17 protein-coding genes and 1 pseudogene are annotated in these 16,955 nt (G+C 72.5%); 11 read left to right on the top strand and 7 right to left on the bottom strand.

The window, feature by feature from the left end; all coding sequences use genetic code 11:
* Positions 1 to 139 precede the first annotated feature (139 nt).
* Entirely contained in the window at positions 140 to 1,225 is a 1,086-nt protein-coding gene (rho, locus tag ACQPZW_RS14230; RefSeq protein WP_433795337.1) for a transcription termination factor Rho, read from the bottom strand.
* A gap of 375 nt (positions 1,226 to 1,600) precedes the next feature.
* On the opposite strand from rho, the pseudogene ACQPZW_RS14235 reads away from it, so the two are divergent.
* Positions 1,601 to 1,814 (top strand): annotated as a pseudogene (locus ACQPZW_RS14235) (helix-turn-helix domain-containing protein); the annotation flags it as partial.
* Between the two features lie 126 nt (positions 1,815 to 1,940).
* Here the strand turns inward: ACQPZW_RS14235 and ACQPZW_RS14240 are convergent.
* Positions 1,941 to 2,795 carry a L,D-transpeptidase gene (locus ACQPZW_RS14240; protein WP_433795338.1) on the bottom strand — a complete coding sequence of 285 codons (855 nt, stop codon included), beginning with the start codon at positions 2,793 to 2,795 and terminating at the stop codon, positions 1,941 to 1,943.
* Between the two features lie 89 nt (positions 2,796 to 2,884).
* Between ACQPZW_RS14240 and ACQPZW_RS14245 the strand changes: the two genes are divergently transcribed.
* Positions 2,885 to 3,892 (top strand): LLM class flavin-dependent oxidoreductase, encoded by a 1,008-nt coding sequence (locus ACQPZW_RS14245; RefSeq protein WP_433795339.1) that lies wholly within the window; start codon positions 2,885 to 2,887, stop codon positions 3,890 to 3,892.
* On the opposite strand, the gene ACQPZW_RS14250 is transcribed toward ACQPZW_RS14245, so the two are convergent.
* Both ACQPZW_RS14250 and ACQPZW_RS14255 read right to left on the bottom strand, forming a co-directional pair.
* Positions 3,831 to 4,859, bottom strand: coding sequence for a sensor histidine kinase (locus ACQPZW_RS14250; protein ID WP_433795340.1), 1,029 nt, complete (start codon positions 4,857 to 4,859; stop codon positions 3,831 to 3,833). The two genes, ACQPZW_RS14245 and ACQPZW_RS14250, sit on opposite strands and share 62 nt — an antisense overlap.
* A 151-nt stretch (positions 4,860 to 5,010) precedes the next feature.
* Positions 5,011 to 5,667, bottom strand: coding sequence for a response regulator transcription factor (locus ACQPZW_RS14255; RefSeq protein WP_433795341.1), 657 nt, complete (start codon positions 5,665 to 5,667; stop codon positions 5,011 to 5,013).
* A gap of 88 nt (positions 5,668 to 5,755) precedes the next feature.
* Between ACQPZW_RS14255 and ACQPZW_RS14260 the strand changes: the two genes are divergently transcribed.
* The 5 genes from ACQPZW_RS14260 to ACQPZW_RS14280 all read left to right on the top strand — a co-directional run bounded on the left by ACQPZW_RS14260 (position 5,756) and on the right by ACQPZW_RS14280 (position 10,154).
* Entirely contained in the window at positions 5,756 to 6,124 is a 369-nt protein-coding gene (locus ACQPZW_RS14260) for a hypothetical protein (RefSeq protein ID WP_433795342.1), read from the top strand.
* Between the two features lie 82 nt (positions 6,125 to 6,206).
* Entirely contained in the window at positions 6,207 to 7,262 is a 1,056-nt protein-coding gene (locus ACQPZW_RS14265; protein WP_433795343.1) for an efflux RND transporter periplasmic adaptor subunit, read from the top strand.
* Positions 7,259 to 7,927: an ABC transporter ATP-binding protein gene (locus ACQPZW_RS14270; protein ID WP_433795344.1), complete on the top strand. Its 669-nt coding sequence runs from the start codon at positions 7,259 to 7,261 to the stop codon at positions 7,925 to 7,927. The genes ACQPZW_RS14265 and ACQPZW_RS14270 overlap by 4 nt, the downstream gene beginning before the upstream one ends.
* A gap of 50 nt (positions 7,928 to 7,977) precedes the next feature.
* Positions 7,978 to 9,099 (top strand): ABC transporter permease, encoded by a 1,122-nt coding sequence (locus ACQPZW_RS14275; RefSeq protein WP_433797534.1) that lies wholly within the window; start codon positions 7,978 to 7,980, stop codon positions 9,097 to 9,099.
* Positions 9,100 to 9,194: 95 nt separating this feature from the next.
* A complete protein-coding gene (locus ACQPZW_RS14280; RefSeq protein WP_433795345.1) occupies positions 9,195 to 10,154 on the top strand; it encodes an S-4TM family putative pore-forming effector in 960 nt (319 codons plus the stop codon).
* Here the strand turns inward: ACQPZW_RS14280 and ACQPZW_RS14285 are convergent.
* A complete protein-coding gene (locus ACQPZW_RS14285; RefSeq protein ID WP_433795346.1) occupies positions 10,135 to 10,761 on the bottom strand; it encodes a TetR/AcrR family transcriptional regulator in 627 nt (208 codons plus the stop codon). The two genes, ACQPZW_RS14280 and ACQPZW_RS14285, sit on opposite strands and share 20 nt — an antisense overlap.
* Before the next feature lie 80 nt (positions 10,762 to 10,841).
* Between ACQPZW_RS14285 and ACQPZW_RS14290 the strand changes: the two genes are divergently transcribed.
* From ACQPZW_RS14290 to ACQPZW_RS14300, 3 genes are read left to right on the top strand one after another with little or no spacing between them, the layout of a single operon-like run.
* A complete protein-coding gene (locus ACQPZW_RS14290) occupies positions 10,842 to 11,990 on the top strand; it encodes an acyl-CoA dehydrogenase family protein (RefSeq protein WP_433795347.1) in 1,149 nt (382 codons plus the stop codon).
* A gap of 14 nt (positions 11,991 to 12,004) precedes the next feature.
* A complete protein-coding gene (fabG, locus tag ACQPZW_RS14295) occupies positions 12,005 to 12,754 on the top strand; it encodes a 3-oxoacyl-ACP reductase FabG (protein WP_433795348.1) in 750 nt (249 codons plus the stop codon).
* An 18-nt stretch (positions 12,755 to 12,772) separates the two neighbouring features.
* The gene (locus ACQPZW_RS14300) at positions 12,773 to 13,930 is read left to right on the top strand and encodes an acyl-CoA dehydrogenase family protein (RefSeq protein WP_433795349.1); all 1,158 of its coding nucleotides are present in this window, start codon (positions 12,773 to 12,775) and stop codon (positions 13,928 to 13,930) included.
* 115 nt (positions 13,931 to 14,045) lie between these two features.
* Here the strand turns inward: ACQPZW_RS14300 and ACQPZW_RS14305 are convergent, their stop codons facing one another.
* The gene (locus tag ACQPZW_RS14305; RefSeq protein ID WP_433795350.1) at positions 14,046 to 14,852 is read right to left on the bottom strand and encodes a hypothetical protein; all 807 of its coding nucleotides are present in this window, start codon (positions 14,850 to 14,852) and stop codon (positions 14,046 to 14,048) included.
* A 58-nt stretch (positions 14,853 to 14,910) separates the two neighbouring features.
* Between ACQPZW_RS14305 and ACQPZW_RS14310 the strand changes: the two genes are divergently transcribed.
* Positions 14,911 to 15,465 carry a CG0192-related protein gene (locus ACQPZW_RS14310; RefSeq protein ID WP_433795351.1) on the top strand — a complete coding sequence of 185 codons (555 nt, stop codon included), beginning with the start codon at positions 14,911 to 14,913 and terminating at the stop codon, positions 15,463 to 15,465.
* 4 nt (positions 15,466 to 15,469) lie between these two features.
* Here ACQPZW_RS14310 and ACQPZW_RS14315 read toward each other — a convergent pair whose 3' ends face one another.
* Positions 15,470 to 16,813, bottom strand: coding sequence for an FAD-dependent oxidoreductase (locus ACQPZW_RS14315; RefSeq protein WP_433795352.1), 1,344 nt, complete (start codon positions 16,811 to 16,813; stop codon positions 15,470 to 15,472).
* Between the last annotated feature and the right edge of the window lie 142 nt (positions 16,814 to 16,955).

Here is a 16,955-nt window from a genome sequence, read left to right on the forward strand (position 1 = left end):
CCGACGGGCCACGCCACGGTCCGGACCGCCGACTCGGGGCGGAATGGCCGGACGGGGTGAGCGGGAGGCGGGCAACCGGCCCGGCGGTCGCGTCGGGGCCGTCCGGGCGGTGGCGCCTCGCGGTGTGGCCCCGGTTCCCCTACTGGCCGTACCGGCTGAGGGTTTGCAGGAACGCGGTGTTGGAGGTGCTGGAGCGCAGCCGGTTGAGGAAGCCGGGCATGGTGTCGCGAGGGTTTGCGCTGGTCAAAGCTCGCCGAAGCTGGGTGACCGGGAGGAGCTCGCCCGGGTGCAGCAGCGCCTCGTCGTGGCGGGTCCCGGAGGCGGCGACGTCGACGGCCGGGAAGACGCGGGACTCGGCCAGGACGCGGTCGAGCTTCAGGTCGGCGTTGCCGGTGCTCTTGAGCTCCTCGAAGATCAGGGTGTCCATCGCGGAGCCGGTCTCGACCAGAGCCGACGCGATGATCGTGACGGAGCCGGCGCCGTCGAGGGCTCGGGCCGCTCCCAGGAGGCGTTTCGGCGGGTGCAGGGCGCCGGTGTCCAGGCCGCCGGAGAGGGTGCGCCCGCGGGCCGGGGCGGCCAGGTTGTAGGCGCGGGCCAGGCGTGTCAGCGAGTCGAGCAGCAGGACCACGTCGTCGCCCTGCTCGGCCAGGCGCTTCGCGCGTTCGACGGCCAGCTCGGCCACCGCGATGTGCTCGTGGGGCGGGCGGTCGAAGGGGGAGGCGACGACCTCGCCCTTGATCGTGCGGCGCATGTCGGTCACCTCCTCGGGGCGCTCGTCCACCAGTAGCACCATCAGGTGGCACTCGGGGTGGTTGCGGGTGATCGCCCCGGCGATGTCGTGCAGGATCGTCGTCTTCCCGGCCTTCGGGGGAGCGGCGATGATGGCGCGCTGGCCCTTGCCGATCGGCACGAGCAGGTCGATCACCCGGGTGGTCAGACGATGCGGGTCGGTCTCCAGGCGCAGGCGTTCGTACGGGTGCACCGACGTCGCCTGGTAGAAGTCGGTGCGGGCGGCCGGTGGGCGGTCGTTCACCGTGGCCACCTGCAGTCGGCGGTCGGTGGTGTACAGGCCGGTGACGCGGTCGCCCCGGCGCAGGCGCAGGCGGTGGGCCTCGCCGCGGGCCAGTGGGAGATCGGTGGGGGACGGCGCGTAGCCGTGCGGGCGCAGGCAGGCGCGGTCGTCGGTGATGTCGACGAGAGCGTCGACGGGTAGGGGTTCGGACATGGGGAGGACTCCATTCGAGTGGGTGGCGCCGGCCGCTGTGAGAGCGCCGGTGAGGGCGCGCGGAGGCGCCGAGGCCGCGGGAACGACGCTGCTCGCGCCGCCGCTGAGAAGGTGCCGGGCCGGCGACGAGCCTCGGGAAGCCGAGGGAGTGTGCCGGGATCACGGGCGTTGCCCGGGTCGTCGGCGAGACGCCGAGGACCACAGCATCTCCGAGCCCGGGAAACCGTGAGCGCCGCAATCGCGGCGGGTAAGAATGATCTCCAGGGGCGGACTGGATCCGCCTGCATCCGGGATCGGAGTTGGCCCCACCTTAGCACCGCGCGACGATTACGGCGATGATGGCTGCGGACGCCACACGCGGGGAGGGAGACCGGGATGCCACTGTTGCGGCGGGTCATCGGGGCGGTTCTGCGCCGGATCAGGCTTGGTCAGGGGCGCACCCTGCGGGAGGTGGCCGCGGCGGCCGGGGTGTCGCTGCCGTACCTCTCGGAGGTCGAGCGCGGCACGAAGGAGGCATCGTCGGAGGTGCTCGCCGCGATCTGCCGGGCGCTGGGCCTGCCGATGCCGGATCTGCTCGACGAGGTGCGCAAGGAGATGCTGCGGCACACCGTTCCGGCGTCGCGGACGGTCACCACCCTGGCCGTGAACAGGGGGCGGGGCCCGCGGTGCTCGGCGTCGCGGTGGATGGTGTGCGCGAGCGCGTCGCGGGTGGCCGTCAGGCTGTGACGATGACGGGCGTGCCCGGGTCGACCTGGGCGAGCAGTCGGCGCATGCCGGCGGCCGGGGTGCGCACGCAACCGTTGGACACGTCCCGGCCGAACGCCGACCGGTTGGTCCACGCGTGGATGCCGGTGTGCGCGCCGCGCAGGCTCGCGGCGAGTCTCTCCGGCTCCTCCGGGACCGAGCCGAGCACCAGAGCGTCCAGACCGGCGTAGACGGCGCCCGAGGTGCCGGTGCGGCCGAGCACGAAGGTGCGCCCGTGTGGCGTCGGGGTGCGCTCGGTGCCGACCGCGACGGTCCACCGGCCCTGCTCGGCGCCCTCGCGCAGCCAGGTCATCCGGCGGTCGGCGAGGCTGACGACGATCTGGTCGCGCAGCGGCTCCGGGGTCCAGCCGGACTCCGGCACCCAGCCGATCGTGCGGTTGGAGGAGGGGGCCAGGACGGCGGCCCAGCCGTTCTCACGGGCGACGATCGGGACGACGACCGGCAGACCGCTGATCCGGGGCGGCAGATAGGCGCGCGGGCGGCCACCGGGCGCGTCGTACAGCGCCATGTCGGACTCGGGGCGCAGCGCCTCGGTGATCGGCACGACCGAGGTGGGCGCGGGGTCGGCGGGCAGGCCGCGCGGGCCCTTCGCGTAGGCGATGACCGGCAGGCCGGCGGGGGGTCTCGCGGCCGGCGGCGCCGTCACCGGCGGAGACGACGGCGTGGCCGAGGCGGAGACGATCGGCCCGGCCAGGTCCGACCGGTCCGGCTCGCTGCCCCGGGTCAGGCGGACCCCCACGAGCACGGCGACGATCACCACGATCCCCGTCAGCGTCAGGGCGAGGCGGGTCCGGCTGATCGGCATCCGCCAAGGGTAGCGGCGTCCTCGTCGGGGCTCCGAAGGCGAGGGGCCGCCGGTATATCCCACCGCGGGGGAGGGGATAGGGTGATCACATGCTGCGTAAGCTGGGTTTCCTGACCATCGGGCTGTTCGACGAGGCGGATCCGCGCCGCGGCCACGAGTCCACCCTCGAGATCATCGAGCTGGGCGAGCGCCTCGGCTTCGACAGTGCCTGGCTGCGCCACCGGCACCTGCAGTTCGGCATCTCCTCGCCGGTCGCCGTGCTCGCCGCGGCGAGCCAGCGCACCAGCCGCATCGAGCTGGGCACCGCCGTCATCCCGCTGGGCTGGGAGAATCCGCTGCGCCTGGCCGAGGACCTGGCCACCGTCGACCTGCTCTCCGGCGGCCGCCTCAACCCGGGCGTCAGCGTCGGCCCGCCGATGCACTACGACCGCGTCAAGGACGCGCTCCATCCGGGCACGGCCGAGGCGGAGGACTTCAGCTTCACCCGGGTCGAGAGGCTCCTTTCAGCGGTACGCGGTGAGCCCGTGACGTCCTTCGCCGGTTTCGAGGGCTTCGAGCAGTTCTCCGACCGGGTCCAGCCGCACGCGCCGGGTCTCGCGTCCCGCCTCTGGTATGGCGGTGGCAGCCTGCGCTCGGCTCAGCAGGCCGGCGAGCACGGTATGAACCTGTTGACCAGCAGCGTGGTGAAGGCGGAGGAGTCGGAGGACTTCGAGCAGATCCAGCTGTCGCACATCCGGGCGTTCCGCGCCCACCACCCGGACGGTGACAAGGCACGGGTCTCGCAGGGCCTGGTCGTGATCCCCACCGACAGCGCCACCAGCGACCAGGTGACCAGATACCGCGAGTATGCGGAGAAGCGGACGCCCCGCACCCTGACGCCACAGGGCCCGGCCCGGATGATGTTCGCCCCGGACATCGTCGGCACCTCCGCCGAGATCGCCGACCGGCTCAACGACCACGCCGCGTTCCGCGAGATCGACGAGGTGGCCTTCGCGCTGCCGTTCACCTTCGGGCACGACGACTACGTGCAGATCCTCACGGACATGGCGACCCGTCTGGGGCCGGCGCTGGGCTGGAGTCCGGCAGCCGCACGGTGACGACCAGGCCGCCACCGTCGCGGGGACGGGCCTCGACCGTGCCGCCGTGGGCCTGTGCCACCGACCGGACGATCGACAGGCCCAGGCCGGCGCCGTTCGACGAGGTCACCCGGTCGCCGGCGAGGCGGTGGAACGGCTCGAAGAGCGCCGCCACCTCGTAGGCGGGGACCACCGGCCCGGAGTTCGTGACGGTCAGCCTCGCGTTCGGGCCGCTCTCCACCCGTACCCAATCGTCCGGCTCTTTGTTGTTGTGCCTCATGCCGTTCTCCACCAGGTTGCGCACGAGCTGTTCGAGCAGCAGCCCGTCGCCGCGGGTGGGAGCCGGCCCGGCGACGACCGTGACCGCGACTCCGGCCGCCGCCGCCTCGGCCGCGGTCTGCTCGGCCACGTGTGACGCCACGTCGGCCAGATCGACCGGTATGGTGGCGGGCAGTTCCTGCTCCGAACGGGCGAGCAGCAGCAGACCGCTGATCAGGCGCTCGTGCCGGGCGTTGATCTGCAGCAGGTCCTCGCCGAGGCGGATCACGTCCGGTGACGCGGTCCGGCGGTGCATGGCCAGCTCGACGAGCGCCCGGTTGAGGGTGAGCGGGGTGCGCAGCTCGTGGGACGCGTTGGCGACGAACCGCCGCTGCCCGTCGAAGGCGTGTTCGAGGCGCGCGACCATCCCGTCGAACGTGTCGGCCAGCTCCTTCACCTCGTCGTCCGGCCCGTGCAGGTCGATGCGCTGCTGGAGGCTGCGCTCGGCGGCGATCCGGCGGGCGGTGGCGGTGACCCGGTGCAGCGGGGCCAGCATCCGGCCGGTGAGCACCCAGGCGGAGGCTCCGGAAAGGATCGCGACCAGGAGGAACGCGACCGCGCCCTGCTGGAAGAAGGACCGGCTGACCTCGGCCACCTGCGCCTCGATGAGCTGGTCGGCGGCCTCGCCGGTGAGCACCACGTCGTTGTTGACGATGACGCGTTTCAGCATCCGGCCGTCCTCGATGCCGGGCGGGGTGAGCGTCCACGGCAGCTGGTTGCGGAACAGCAGGTAGGTGACGCCGAGCAGGGCCAGGCCGGCGACCAGGAAGAACCCGAACCAGACGAGGGTGAGCCGCAGGCGCAGGGTGGGCCGGGGAGTCTCATGCGATGCGGTACCCGACGCCGGGCAGGGTGTCGATGACCTGCGGGTCGCCGAGCTTGCGGCGCAGTTTGAGGATGGCGAGCCGGACGGCGCCGGTGAACGGGTCGGCGTGCTCGTCCCACGCCTTCTCCAGCAGGTGCTCGGCGGAGACCACTGTCCCGTTGGCGCGCAGCAGCTCGAACAGCACGGCGAACTCCTTCTTCGACAGTGACACGTACCGCCCGTCGCGGGTGACCTCGCGCCGTGCCGGGTCGAGGGTGATCCCGGCGCGGCGCAGCACCGGCGGCGTGCCGGGCCGGGTGCGGCGGCCCAGTGCCAGGACCCGGGCGGCGAGCTCCGGCATGGCGAACGGCTTCGTCAGGTAGTCGTCGGCGCCGATCGACAGCCCGGCCACCCGGTCGCCGATCCCGGCGGCCGCGGTCAGCATCAGCACCCGGGCCTCGCTGCCGTCGGCGACCATCCGGCGGCACACCTCGTCGCCGTGCACGCGGGGCAGGTCGCGGTCGAGGATCACCACGTCGTAGTCGTTGACGCCGACGCGTTCGAGGGCGGCGGCGCCGTCACCGGCCACGTCGACGGCGTGCGACTCCTCGCGCAGCCATTCGGCGATCGCCTCGGCGAGCATCCGCTCGTCCTCCACCACCAGGATCCGCATCCGCCGATCGTGTCACCCGCCGTGTTTCCGCGGTGTTGGCGTTTCGGCCAACACCGCGGAAACGGCGTGCCGGGTTCGCTGTGGCCCCATGACGAACAGACTCCTCCTCGCTATGGTCCTCGCCCTGACTGTCGCCGGTTGTGCGGCCACCGGGACACCCGAGCCGGCCGCCTCGCCCGACCCGGACACCCGCAACCTCAAGTTCGCCGAGTGCCTGCGCGAGCAGGGCCTGGACGTGCCCGACCCGGAGCCGGGCAAGGGCATGACGCTCAAGTTCGGCCCCGGCAGCGACCAGCAGAAGGTGCAGGCCGCGATGGAGGCCTGCCGGGAGTGGGCGCCGCAGGGGATGGCCGGCGGCGCCGCGCCCGACCCGTCCCGGGACGCGACGATGCGGGACTACGCGCAGTGCATGCGCGACAACGGGGTCGACGCGTTCCCGACCCGGAGGGCGGCATGATCCGCCTGAACCCCGACGCCGCCGAGGACCCCGACTTCAAGGCGGCCGAGAAGGCGTGCGCGTCGCTGATGCGGGCCCCGCAGTGAGCGGCCGGACCCTGAAGATCGTCGCCGGGGTGGTGGCGGTCGCTTCGGCGGGCGCGGCGGCGGCGCTGGCGGCGCGGCCGGGCGCGGGCGGCGGCCCGGACGACACCGGCCGGCTGCCGCCGGCCACCGCCACGATCACCCGGGGTACGTTGCGGGAGTCGGTGGAGGCCGATGGCGATCTGGGGTACGGCCCGGCGCGCACCGCCGCGGCGAAGATCCCCGGCACCGTGACGTGGCTGCCGGACAGCGGCGCGCAGGTGACCCGCGGCAAGTCGCTGTACCGGCTGGACGAGCGTCCCGCGGTGCTGATGTACGGCCCGGTGCCCGCCTACCGCGACCTGTCCCCGGGCGCCGAGGGCCGTGACGTCGCCCAGCTGGAACGCAACCTGTCGGCTCTCGGCTACGACGGTTTCACGGCCGACGACGAGTACACCGGCGCCACCGCCGACGCGGTCGAGCAGTGGCAGGAGGACAACGGCCTGCCCGGGACCGGGGTCCTGCGGCTGGGGCAGGTGGTGTTCGCCTCCGGCCCGGTCCGTGTCGACTCGCTGATCGCCGAGCCGGGCCAGACCGTCGCCCCCGGCCGTGACCTGCTGACCTGGACCGGCACCGGCAAGGTGATCACGGTACGGCTGGACGTGGCCGACGGCACGGTGGCGAAGACCGGCGCGCCCGCCTCGGTGACCCTGCCGGACGGGAAGCGGGCCGACGGCACGGTCACCGAGGTGGCCACCGTGATAGAGCCGGGCGCCGGGAACGAGGACCCGACCACCGAGGTGGAGGCCCAGATCACGCTCACCGACCCGAAGGTGGCCGCGGCTCTGGGCTCGGCGGCCGTGGACGTGTCGTTCACCGCCGCCGAGCGCCGGGGCGTGCTGACCGTGCCGGTGGCGGCGCTGATGGCGGCCCCCGGCGGCGGTTTCGCGGTCGAGGTGGTCGACGGCGCCACCACCCGGCAGACGCCGGTGCGGACCGGCCTGTTCGCCGACGGACGGGTCGAGATCACCGGTGACGGCCTGGCCGAGGGTACGACGGTCGGAGTGCCGAAGTGATCGAGCTGACCGGGGTGACGAAGACCTATCCGGGTGGGGTGACCGCCCTGGACGGGGTGAGCCTGCGGATCGAGGCGGGGGAGATGGCCGCCGTCGTCGGCCCGTCCGGCTCCGGCAAGTCGACGGTCCTCCACCTGATCGGCACCCTCGACCGGCCCACCTCGGGCAGCGTGCGCATCGACGGGCACGACGTCGCGGCGATGCCCGACCGGCGGCTCGCCGCGCTGCGGGCCGCCCGGATCGGGTTCGTCTTCCAGCAGTTCCACCTCGCGGCCGGGACGAGCGCCCTGGACAACGTGGCCGACGGCCTGGTCTACCGAGGGGTACGCCGTTCGGAGCGGCGACGGCGCGCGGCCGCGGCCCTGGAACGGGTCGGGCTGGGGCACCGGCTGCGGCACGATCCGCACGAGCTGTCCGGAGGGGAGCGCCAGCGGGTGGCGATCGCCCGGGCCGTCGTGGGCCGCCCGTCGCTGCTGCTGGCCGACGAGCCGACCGGGGCCCTGGACTCCCGCTCCGGCGACGAGGTGATGGCGCTGCTGGCCGAACTCAACGCCGACGGCACCACGGTCGTGATCATCACGCACGACCGCGAGATCGCGGCGTCCGTGCCCCGCCGGATCCGGATGCGCGACGGCAGGGTCCTGACCGGGGAGGTGGTCCGGTGAGGTTCGCCGACGTGGTACGGGTCGGCGGGGTGGGCCTGCGGACCCGGCCGATGCGGGCGTTCCTGTCCGCGCTGGGCATCGCCATCGGCATCGCCGCGATGGTCGCGGTTGTCGGGATCTCCTCCTCGTCCGGCGCCGAGCTGGACCGCACCCTGTCCGCGCTCGGCACCAACCTGCTCACCGTCCAGCCCGGCGACACCATCCTCGGTGAGGAGGCGGAGCTGCCGCTGGAGGCCGAAGCGATGATCGAGCGGGTGGACGGGGTGGAGCGGGTGTCCGCGGTCGGCCGGGTCGACGGCGCCAAGGTGTACCGGTCGGAGAAGATCCCCGAGGCGCAGACCAACGGGCTGGTGGCGTACGCGGCCCGGGAGAGCCTGCCCGGCACGGTCGGCGCGACCCTGGCCGACGGCGTGTGGCTGAACGCGGCGACCGGCGCTCACCCGGCCGTGGTCCTCGGCGCGGACGCCGCCGGCCGCCTCGGCATCGGTGCGGCCGGCCCCGGCACCCAGATCCTGGTGGGCGGGGTCCGGTTCACCGTGATCGGCATCCTCGACCCGGTGCCGCTCGCCGCCGAGCTGGACAGCGCCGTCCTGCTGGGGTGGCCGGCCGCGACCCGCTGGCTGGGCTACGACCAGCACGCCACCACGGTCTGGACCCGGTCGGTGGAGAGCCGTCTCGCGGCCGTCCGGGAGTTGCTGCCGGCCACCGCGAACCCGGCGGCGCCTCATGAGGTCGAGGTGGCCCGCCCGTCCGACGCGCTCGCCGCCAAACAGGCCACCAGCCAGGCGTTCGCCGGGCTGCTCCTCGGCGTCGGGGCGGTCGCGCTGCTGGTCGGCGGGGTCGGGGTGGCCAACACGATGGTCATCTCGGTGCTGGAGCGCCGACCGGAGATCGGCCTGCGGCGGGCGCTGGGGGCCACCCGGGGGCAGATCCGCCTGCAGTTCCTCGCCGAGTCGCTGCTGCTGTCGGCGCTCGGCGGGGCCGGGGGAGTGCTGCTCGGGGTCGCGGTGACGGCCGGTTACGCCACGTACCAGCTGTGGCCGTGGGTGATCCCGCCGTGGGCGGTCGGCGGCGGCCTGGCCGCGACGCTGATCATCGGCGGGGTGGCCGGTCTCTACCCGGCGGTACGGGCCGCCCGCCTCGCCCCCACGGCAGCGCTGTCGACGCCGTGACCATACCCGCCATCTGGAGAAATAGACGAGCATAGCTGAATTTCGGGGATAATCTTGGCGTACCAGGTCAGTTCCCTGGACAGGCGGTGGCGCGCATGTCCGATCGCAGATCCGTGGTGCGGCAGCGTCAGCTCGACCCGACGCTCTGTCACCTTCTCCGGGCGATGTCGGTGTCGTACGCCCGGGTCCGGCGGCTGGCCGCGCTGCGGATCGGCATCTCGGTGGCGCTGGCCGCGACCGGGCTGATCGCCGTCCTGGCCGGATCACTCAACACCACCGCGTTCACCCGCTCGCTGAGCATCACGGTCACCGTGGCCGGGGCGCTCTGGGCGCTGGTCTACTCGCTGGGCCTGGCGTCCTGGGCGCACCGGGAGCTGCACCGGGCGGCGCTGCTCCAGGAGACGTTCGAGGTGCGGCTCTTCCACCTGACCTGGAACCACGTGCTCGCCGGTGACGAGGTGCCGGCCGAGGACGTGCACAAGCTGAGCAGCCGGTTCCGCGGCTCGGAGGACTCGCTGCGGGTGTCGTACGCGATGCCGAACCTGCCGTCGCCGTTCGACGTGCTGGCCCGCCAGCAGCAGAACCTCTCCTGGGGTGGCCGGGTCCGCCGCCGCTACGCCCGCGCGGTCCTGGCCGCCCTGCTCGCCTGGACCGCGTTCGGACTGTTCAGCGCGTTGCTGCGGGGCTCCACGCTGATCGACTTCCTGGTGCAGTGGTGCGTGCCGTCGCTCGGTTTGCTGATGCTCGGCTGGGACACGTTCCGCGAGCAGCGGGGCATCTTCACCGACCGCCGGCGGGTCGGCCGCTGGTCGCGGGCCCGCTGCCTGCACGCCGCCCCGGCGAGTCAGGATCCGGCCGTCTGCCAGGAGCTGTGGCTGATGGCCCGGCAGGTCCAGGACCAGTTGTTCCTCACCCGCCGCCGGGCGACACGCGTCCCGTCCTGGTTCTTCCGCCGCTACTACCTCCAGGACAGCAGCGACTTCACCGCCGGCCTGGCGGAGACGCGCCGCGCCCTGCTCGACGCGGGCCTCACCATCAGGCCCCGGCCCCGCTGAGGCGGGCGGCCAGCCCGTCGACGAACATCAGCAGGGCGAACTCGAAACTGTCCCGGTCGACGCTGTCGGCGTGCTCGCGCAGCCGGTGGGCGTCGGCCAGCGACGGATAGCGGTCCAGGTAGACCTGCACGTCGTCGACGAAGCCGCGGGAGAAGCTGCCCATCGCCGCGCCCAGGACCAGGTATTTCGTCGACGCGCCGATCATGGTGGCCTCACGGGGCGGCCAGCCCGCGGCGACCAGGCCGCCGTGGATGGCGTCGGCGCGGCGCAGTGAGGCGTCGCGCTGGCCGGGGCCGCGGGCCAGGAACGGCACGATGTTCGGATGCTCGGCCAGCGCCGCCCGATAGGACCGCGCCCAGGTCAGCAGCCCGTCGCGCCAGCCGGCGGTGAAGGCGGAGACGTCCACCTTCTCCATGATCTCGCTGGCCACGTCGTCGAGCAGGTGCTCCTTGGTGGGGTAGTGGAAGTACAGCGCAGGCGCCGAGACGCCCAGGGCCGCCGCGAGTTTGCGCATGCTGAGCCCGTCGAGCCCGTCCCGGTCGATGATCTCCAGCGCGGACGCGCGGATGCCGGCCCGGCTGAGCAGCGGCGTGGTCGGCCGTGGCATGCGAACCCCCTTGGTTTATCTAACGCTGTTAAGTTAGCATGGCCCGAGAAACCTGACAGCGTTCAATTACGGGAGCCGCTATGGACCTCGGCCTCACGGCGGAACAGCAGCAGTTCCAGGACCTGGCCCGCGAGTGGGTGGACCGTGAGGTCGTGCCACACGCCACCGAGTGGGACCGGGCCGAGCAGGTCGACACGAAGATCGTCGGCAAGCTCGCCGAGCTGGGCTTCCTCGGCCTCGGGATCGACGAGGAGTGGGGCGGCTCGGGCGGCGACTTCCTGACGTACTGCCTGATGATGGAGGAGCTGGGCCGCGGCGACACGTCGGTCCGCGGCATCGTCTCGGTCTCCCTGGGCCTGGTTTCCAAGAGTATCCAGAAATACGGGACGAACCAGCAGAAGTCTCGCTGGCTGCCCGGGCTCTGCGCGGGGGAGATGCTCGGCTGCTTCGGCCTGACCGAGCCGGGCACCGGTTCCGACGCCGGCTCCCTGATCACCAAGGCGGTCCGCGACGGCGACGACTGGGTCCTCGCCGGTGAGAAGATCTTCATCACCAACGGCACCTGGGCCGGCGTGGCGTTGATCTTCGCTCGCACAGGCGGCCCGGGTCCGAAGGGGATCACGGCGTTCCTGGTTCCCACCGACTCGCCGGGCATGGGGAGAACCGAGATCAAGGGCAAGCTCGGCCTCCGCGGCCAGGCCACCGCCTCCATCAGCCTCGACGAGGTCCGGGTCGGAGATGATCACCGGCTCGGCGAGCTCGGCGACGGCTTCAAGATCGCGATGGCGGCCCTCGACAAAGGCCGCATCGCGGTCGCGGCGGGCTCGGTCGGCCTGGCCCGGGGCTGTCTGGAGGCGTCCATCGCGTACGCCAGGGACCGCACCCAGTTCGGCAAGGCCATCGCCGGCTACCAGCTGGTCCAGGAGATGATCGCCGACATGGCGGTCGAGACCGACGCCGCGCGCCTGCTCGTCTGGCGCGCCGCCGACCTGGTCGACCGTGGCCTGCCCTACCGCACCGAGGCGTCGATGGCCAAGCTGTTCGCCACCGAGTCCGCGGTCAAGGCCGCCAACCAGGCCATCCAGGTCTTCGGGGGGTATGGCTACGTCGACGAGTTCCCCGTCGGCAAGGCCATGCGTGACGCCCGGGTCACCACCCTCTACGAGGGCACCAGCCAGATCCAGAAACTGCTCATCGGCCGTGCGCTGACCGGAATCAGCGCGTTCTGACCACGGAGGTTGAAATGAGTCGCGTCGCCATCGTCACCGGGGCCGCGAGAGGTATCGGCGCCGCCACCGCCATCCAGTTCGCCCGCGAGGGCGCGTCAGTCGCCGTGCTCGACCTCGACGAGCCGGCCTGCGCCGAGGTCGTCGACCGGATCAAGGCGTCCGGCGGCACCGCGGTCGCGTTCGGCTGCGACGTCTCCGACGAGGCCCAGGTCGACGCCGTGATCAACAAGGTCGCCGGCGAGCTGGGCGGGGTTGACGTGCTGGTCAACAATGCGGGCGTGCTCCGCGACAACCTGCTGCACAAGATGTCCGCCTCGGACTGGGACATCGTGATGAACGTGCACCTGCGTGGCGCGTTCCTGTGCAGCCGGGCCGCCCAGCGGCACATGGTCGCCAAGCGCTCCGGCAAGATCGTGAACACGTCGAGCGTGTCCGCGCTAGGCAACCGCGGCCAGGCCAACTACTCCGCCGCCAAGGCGGGCATCCAGGGCCTGACCAGGACCCTCGCGATGGAGCTGGGCCCGTTCAACATCAACGTCAACGCGGTGGCGCCGGGCTTCATCGTCACCGAGATGACCGACGCGACCGCCGCCCGGGTCGGTGTCTCCGCCGCCGACATGCGGGCCAAGGCCGCCGAGATCACCCCGCTGCGCCGGGTCGGCCGGCCGGAGGACGTGGCCCGGGTGGTGGCGTTCCTGGCCAGTGACGCGGCATCCTTCATCACCGGGCAGACGATCTACGTCGACGGCGGACGCCGTCTCTAGAAAGGACAAGGCGAGAGCATGCGCCGCACTGTTTTCAACGAGGACCACGAGGCGTTCCGCCAGACCCTGCGGGAGTTCATCGAGGCCGAGGTCGTGCCCCGCTACGACCAGTGGTTCACCGACGGCCAGGTCCCGCGCGACTTCTACAAGCAGCTGGCCGAGCTGGGCCTGTTCGGCATCGAGGTGCCGGAGGAGTATGGCGGCGCCGGCATCGACAGCTTCAAGTTCGCCGCCGTCCAGACCGAGGAGACCATGCGGGCCGGGGTCTCGTTCGGCGCGGCCGGGGCGCACGTCGCGCTCGGCCTGCCGTACCTGCTGGACCTCGGCACCGACGAGCAGAAGCGGCGCTGGCTGCCCGACTTCGTCTCCGGCGACACGATGTACGCGCTGGCCATGACCGAGCCGGGCACCGGCAGCGACCTGGCCGGCATGAGCACCACGGCCAAGCTGAGCGAGGACGGCACGCACTACGTGCTCAACGGCGCGAAGACCTTCATCACCGGCGGTGTCCTCGCCGACCGGGTGATCGTCTGTGCGCGGACCTCCCCGGCCAAGCCCGACGACCGTCGCTTCGGCATCACCCTGCTCAACGTCGACACCACGCTGCCCGGCTACTCGGTCGGCCGCAAGCTCGACAAGCTGGGCCTGCGCACCTCCGACACCGGCGAGCTGGCGTTCGTCGACGTGCACGTGCCGGTGGAGGACCGGCTCGGCGAGGAGGACAAGGGCTTCTACTACCTCGGCAAGAACCTGCCGAAGGAGCGGCTCAGCATCGCCTACGGCGCGTACGCCCAGGCCGCGGCCGCGGTCCGGTTCGCCAAGCAGTACGTGCAGGACCGCAAGGTCTTCGGCCAGACGGTCGCCAGCTTCCAGAACACGAAGTTCGAGCTGGCCGCCTGCCAGGCCGAGGTGGACGCCGCGCAGGCGGTCGCCGACCGGGCTCTGGAGGCCCTCGACGCGGGCGAGCTGACCGCCGCCGAGGCCGCGTCGGCCAAGCTCTTCTGCACCGAGGTCGCGCACCGGGTGATCGACCGCTGCCTGCAGCTGCACGGCGGTTACGGCTTCATCAACGAGTACCCGATCGCCCGCCTCTACGCTGACAACCGCGTCAACCGGATCTACGGCGGCACGTCCGAGGTCATGAAGATGATCATCGCCAAGGACATGGGACTGTAAAACCACCATATGGTACGGACGTCCCCGTGCCGCCGGAGCCGACGCAGTCCCCGGGCCACCGCGCGACATCCGCGGTGGCCCGGACCGCGACGCGACCACCGGGCTGATGCGGCGGTCACCGGACACGGCGTGACGGGCTACGCCGGTGGGTGCGGCTCCGGCCGTACCGCCGCACTGTCCTGACGTCGGACGCCGGCCGCCCGATGGCCACCGCGGTCCAGGCCGCCAGGCCGATGACCAGGGCGCTCGACGCCGTGTCCCCCCAGTCGCCGACGAAGGCCGGGCTGTTCTCCCCGCCGCCGAGCGACAGCGACGCCATGCCGATCGCGGTGGCCGCGGCCAGCGGCGGGATCACCCACAGCAGTACGCCCGGGAAATCGATCCGGCCGACCTGCATCAGCCCGGCGACGCTCACCACCGACCAGCCGATCGTCAGGACCACCACCGCGACCGTGCGGGCCCGCCGCGACCCGAGCCGGTCCGCGAGGAGCACACCGAGTCCGACGCCCAGAAGCGCATGGAGCGGGAACGCCGCGAGCAGGGGTCCGTGCTGGACCCCGCCGACGACGGCCGGCTCCCACAGCACCTGCCCGTCGCCGCCCACCCGCAGCCGTTCACCGCCGAGCGCGTGCGCCGTCAGGTACGCCGCCGCGGCCATCGCCGTCCCGATGCCCGCCGCGATCGCGAGCGCCACCGGATACCGGTGCCGGTGTGCCAGCCACGCCCCGGTGACCAGGGCGAGCAGATGCCCGTACAGGTATCCGGAGGTGTTGCGCATGACCTCCCGGTTGTACCGCCACTCCCATTGCTGGCCCTCGCCCTGCGGATCGAAGTTGATCCAGGTCAGGTAGAAGCCGTCGTTGAGCGGCAGCAGAACCACGGCCAGCAGCGCGGTGACCGGAATCGCCCAGAGGACCCTCATCCGCCCAGACTGCCCTGGCGTGCCGGCGCTGTCGAGGCGAGGCCCTAGGCTGCCGGGCATGGCGATTCTGCACAAGGCGACGATCGTTCCCGGCAAGCTCGAGCTGCTCGCGACCTGGCTGCCCGGCCGGAGCTGGTTTGACGGGCCGGCCGTGGAGCCGGAGCGGGTGGCGGCGGCCCGCTTCGACGACCCGGCCGGTGAGGTCGGCATCGAGGCGCTGATCGTGCGCGCCGGCGACGGCCCGCTGCTGCACGTGCCGCTCACCTACCGGGGCGCCCCGCTGGCCGGCGCCGAGGAGTGGCTGGTCGGCACCACCGAGCACTCGGTGCTGGGCACCCGCTGGGTCTACGACGCCGAGGGCGATCCGGTCTACCGGGCGGTCGTCGAGGAGACGATCCGGTCCGGCGGGCACGAGGCGGCCGAGGAGTTCGAGGTCGACGGCGAGACGGTCCGCCGCGAGCCGTCGATGCGCCTGCGTGGCAGCACCGCCGACCCGGGCGACGTGTCCGGTGACCTGACCGTGGTGCGCACGGTCGGCCCGGTGATGGCGATGGGCGCCACCCTGACCGGCACGTGGGAGGGCGAGTCGGCGGTGCTGGTGATCCTGAGCTAGCGCGTCAGAGGGCGTCGCTCGCCTTGCGTGCGGCGATCAGGACCGGGTCCCAGACCGGGGCGAACGGCGGGGCGTAACCGAGGTCGAGGGCGGTCATCTCGGTGACCGTCATCCGGTTCCACACGGCGACCGCGAACGCGTCGATCCGCTTGGCCGCCTCGGCCCGGCCGACGATCTGGGCGCCGAGCAGCAGCCCGGTGTCCTTCTCGGCGATCACCTTGACGGTCATCGGCACCGCCCCGGGGAAGTATCCGGCGCGGTTGGTGGACTCGACGGTCGCGGTCACGAACCGGAATCCGGCCGCCTCCGCCTCCTTCGACGACAGTCCGGTCCGCGCCACCTCCAGGTCGCAGATCTTGGTGATGCCCGTGCCGATCACGCCGGGGAACGTGGCGTAGCCTCCGCCGATGTTGATCCCGGCGACCCGGCCCTGCTTGTTGGCGTGGGTGCCGAGCGGGATGTGCATGGCCCGCCCGCTGACCAGGTGGGTGACCTGGGTGCAGTCACCGGCCGCCCACACCCCCTCGACGATGCCGTCCGGGCCGGTGACGCGCTGCCGCAGGTCGGTGGCGAGCGCCCCGGTGACGCCGAGCGGCAGCCCGGCCGCGTCGGCGAGCGCCGTGGCGGGCCGCACCCCGAGCCCGAGGACGACGACGTCGGCGGGCAGCACCCCGTCGTCGGTGACGACCGCGCTGACCCGGCCGCCGTCGGTCTCCAGCCCCTGCACGGTCACCCCGGTACGCAACTCGATGCCGAGTCCCCGGATGGAGTCCGCGACGAGTGACCCCATGTCCGGATCGACCGTGGTCATCGGCTGGCCGGACCGCTCGACGAGGGTGACACGCAGCCCCCGGCGCTGCAGGGCCTCGGCCATCTCGACCCCGATGTAGCCGGCTCCGATCACGACAGCGGTGTCCCGCCCCGGCTCCAGCCACTCCTGCAGGGCGGCGGCGTCGCCGAGCGTCTGCACGCCGAAGATCCCCTTCGCGGGGGTGTCGGCCCACGCCGGCCGGACCGGGGTGGCGCCGGTCGCGTACACCAGATGGTCGAAGCTCTCGGTCCGGTCGCGGACGGTGACCGTCCGCGCTTTCAGATCGATGCCGGTGACCTCGTGTCCGGTGTGGACGGCGATCCCCTTCTCCCGGTGGGCGGCCGGGTCGCGGGCGATGAGCCCGTCCGGCCCGTCCACCAGCCCGCCCACCCAGTACGGGATCCCGCACGCCGAGTAGGACGTGTACTCACCCCGCTCGAACGCCGTGATCCCGAGCTCGCCGGGCCCTAGTAGACGGCGCGCCTGGGATGCGGCGGACATTCCGGCCGCGTCTCCGCCGATGACGATCAATCGCATGCGGTCATTCTGCCCGTGTTACCGGGCGATTTCGCGAAAGCTCCGCCGAGTGGTTGCCCGACGCATCGGCCTCGCTCTATGGTGACCTCACCGCACCCCGTCTTGCCGAGCGTTTCCGGAACCAATCGTCGAAGCGCTTCGA

It is taken from the genome of Actinoplanes sp. CA-252034, assembly GCF_050956125.1.
Taxonomy (GTDB): Bacteria; Actinomycetota; Actinomycetes; order Mycobacteriales; family Micromonosporaceae; genus Actinoplanes.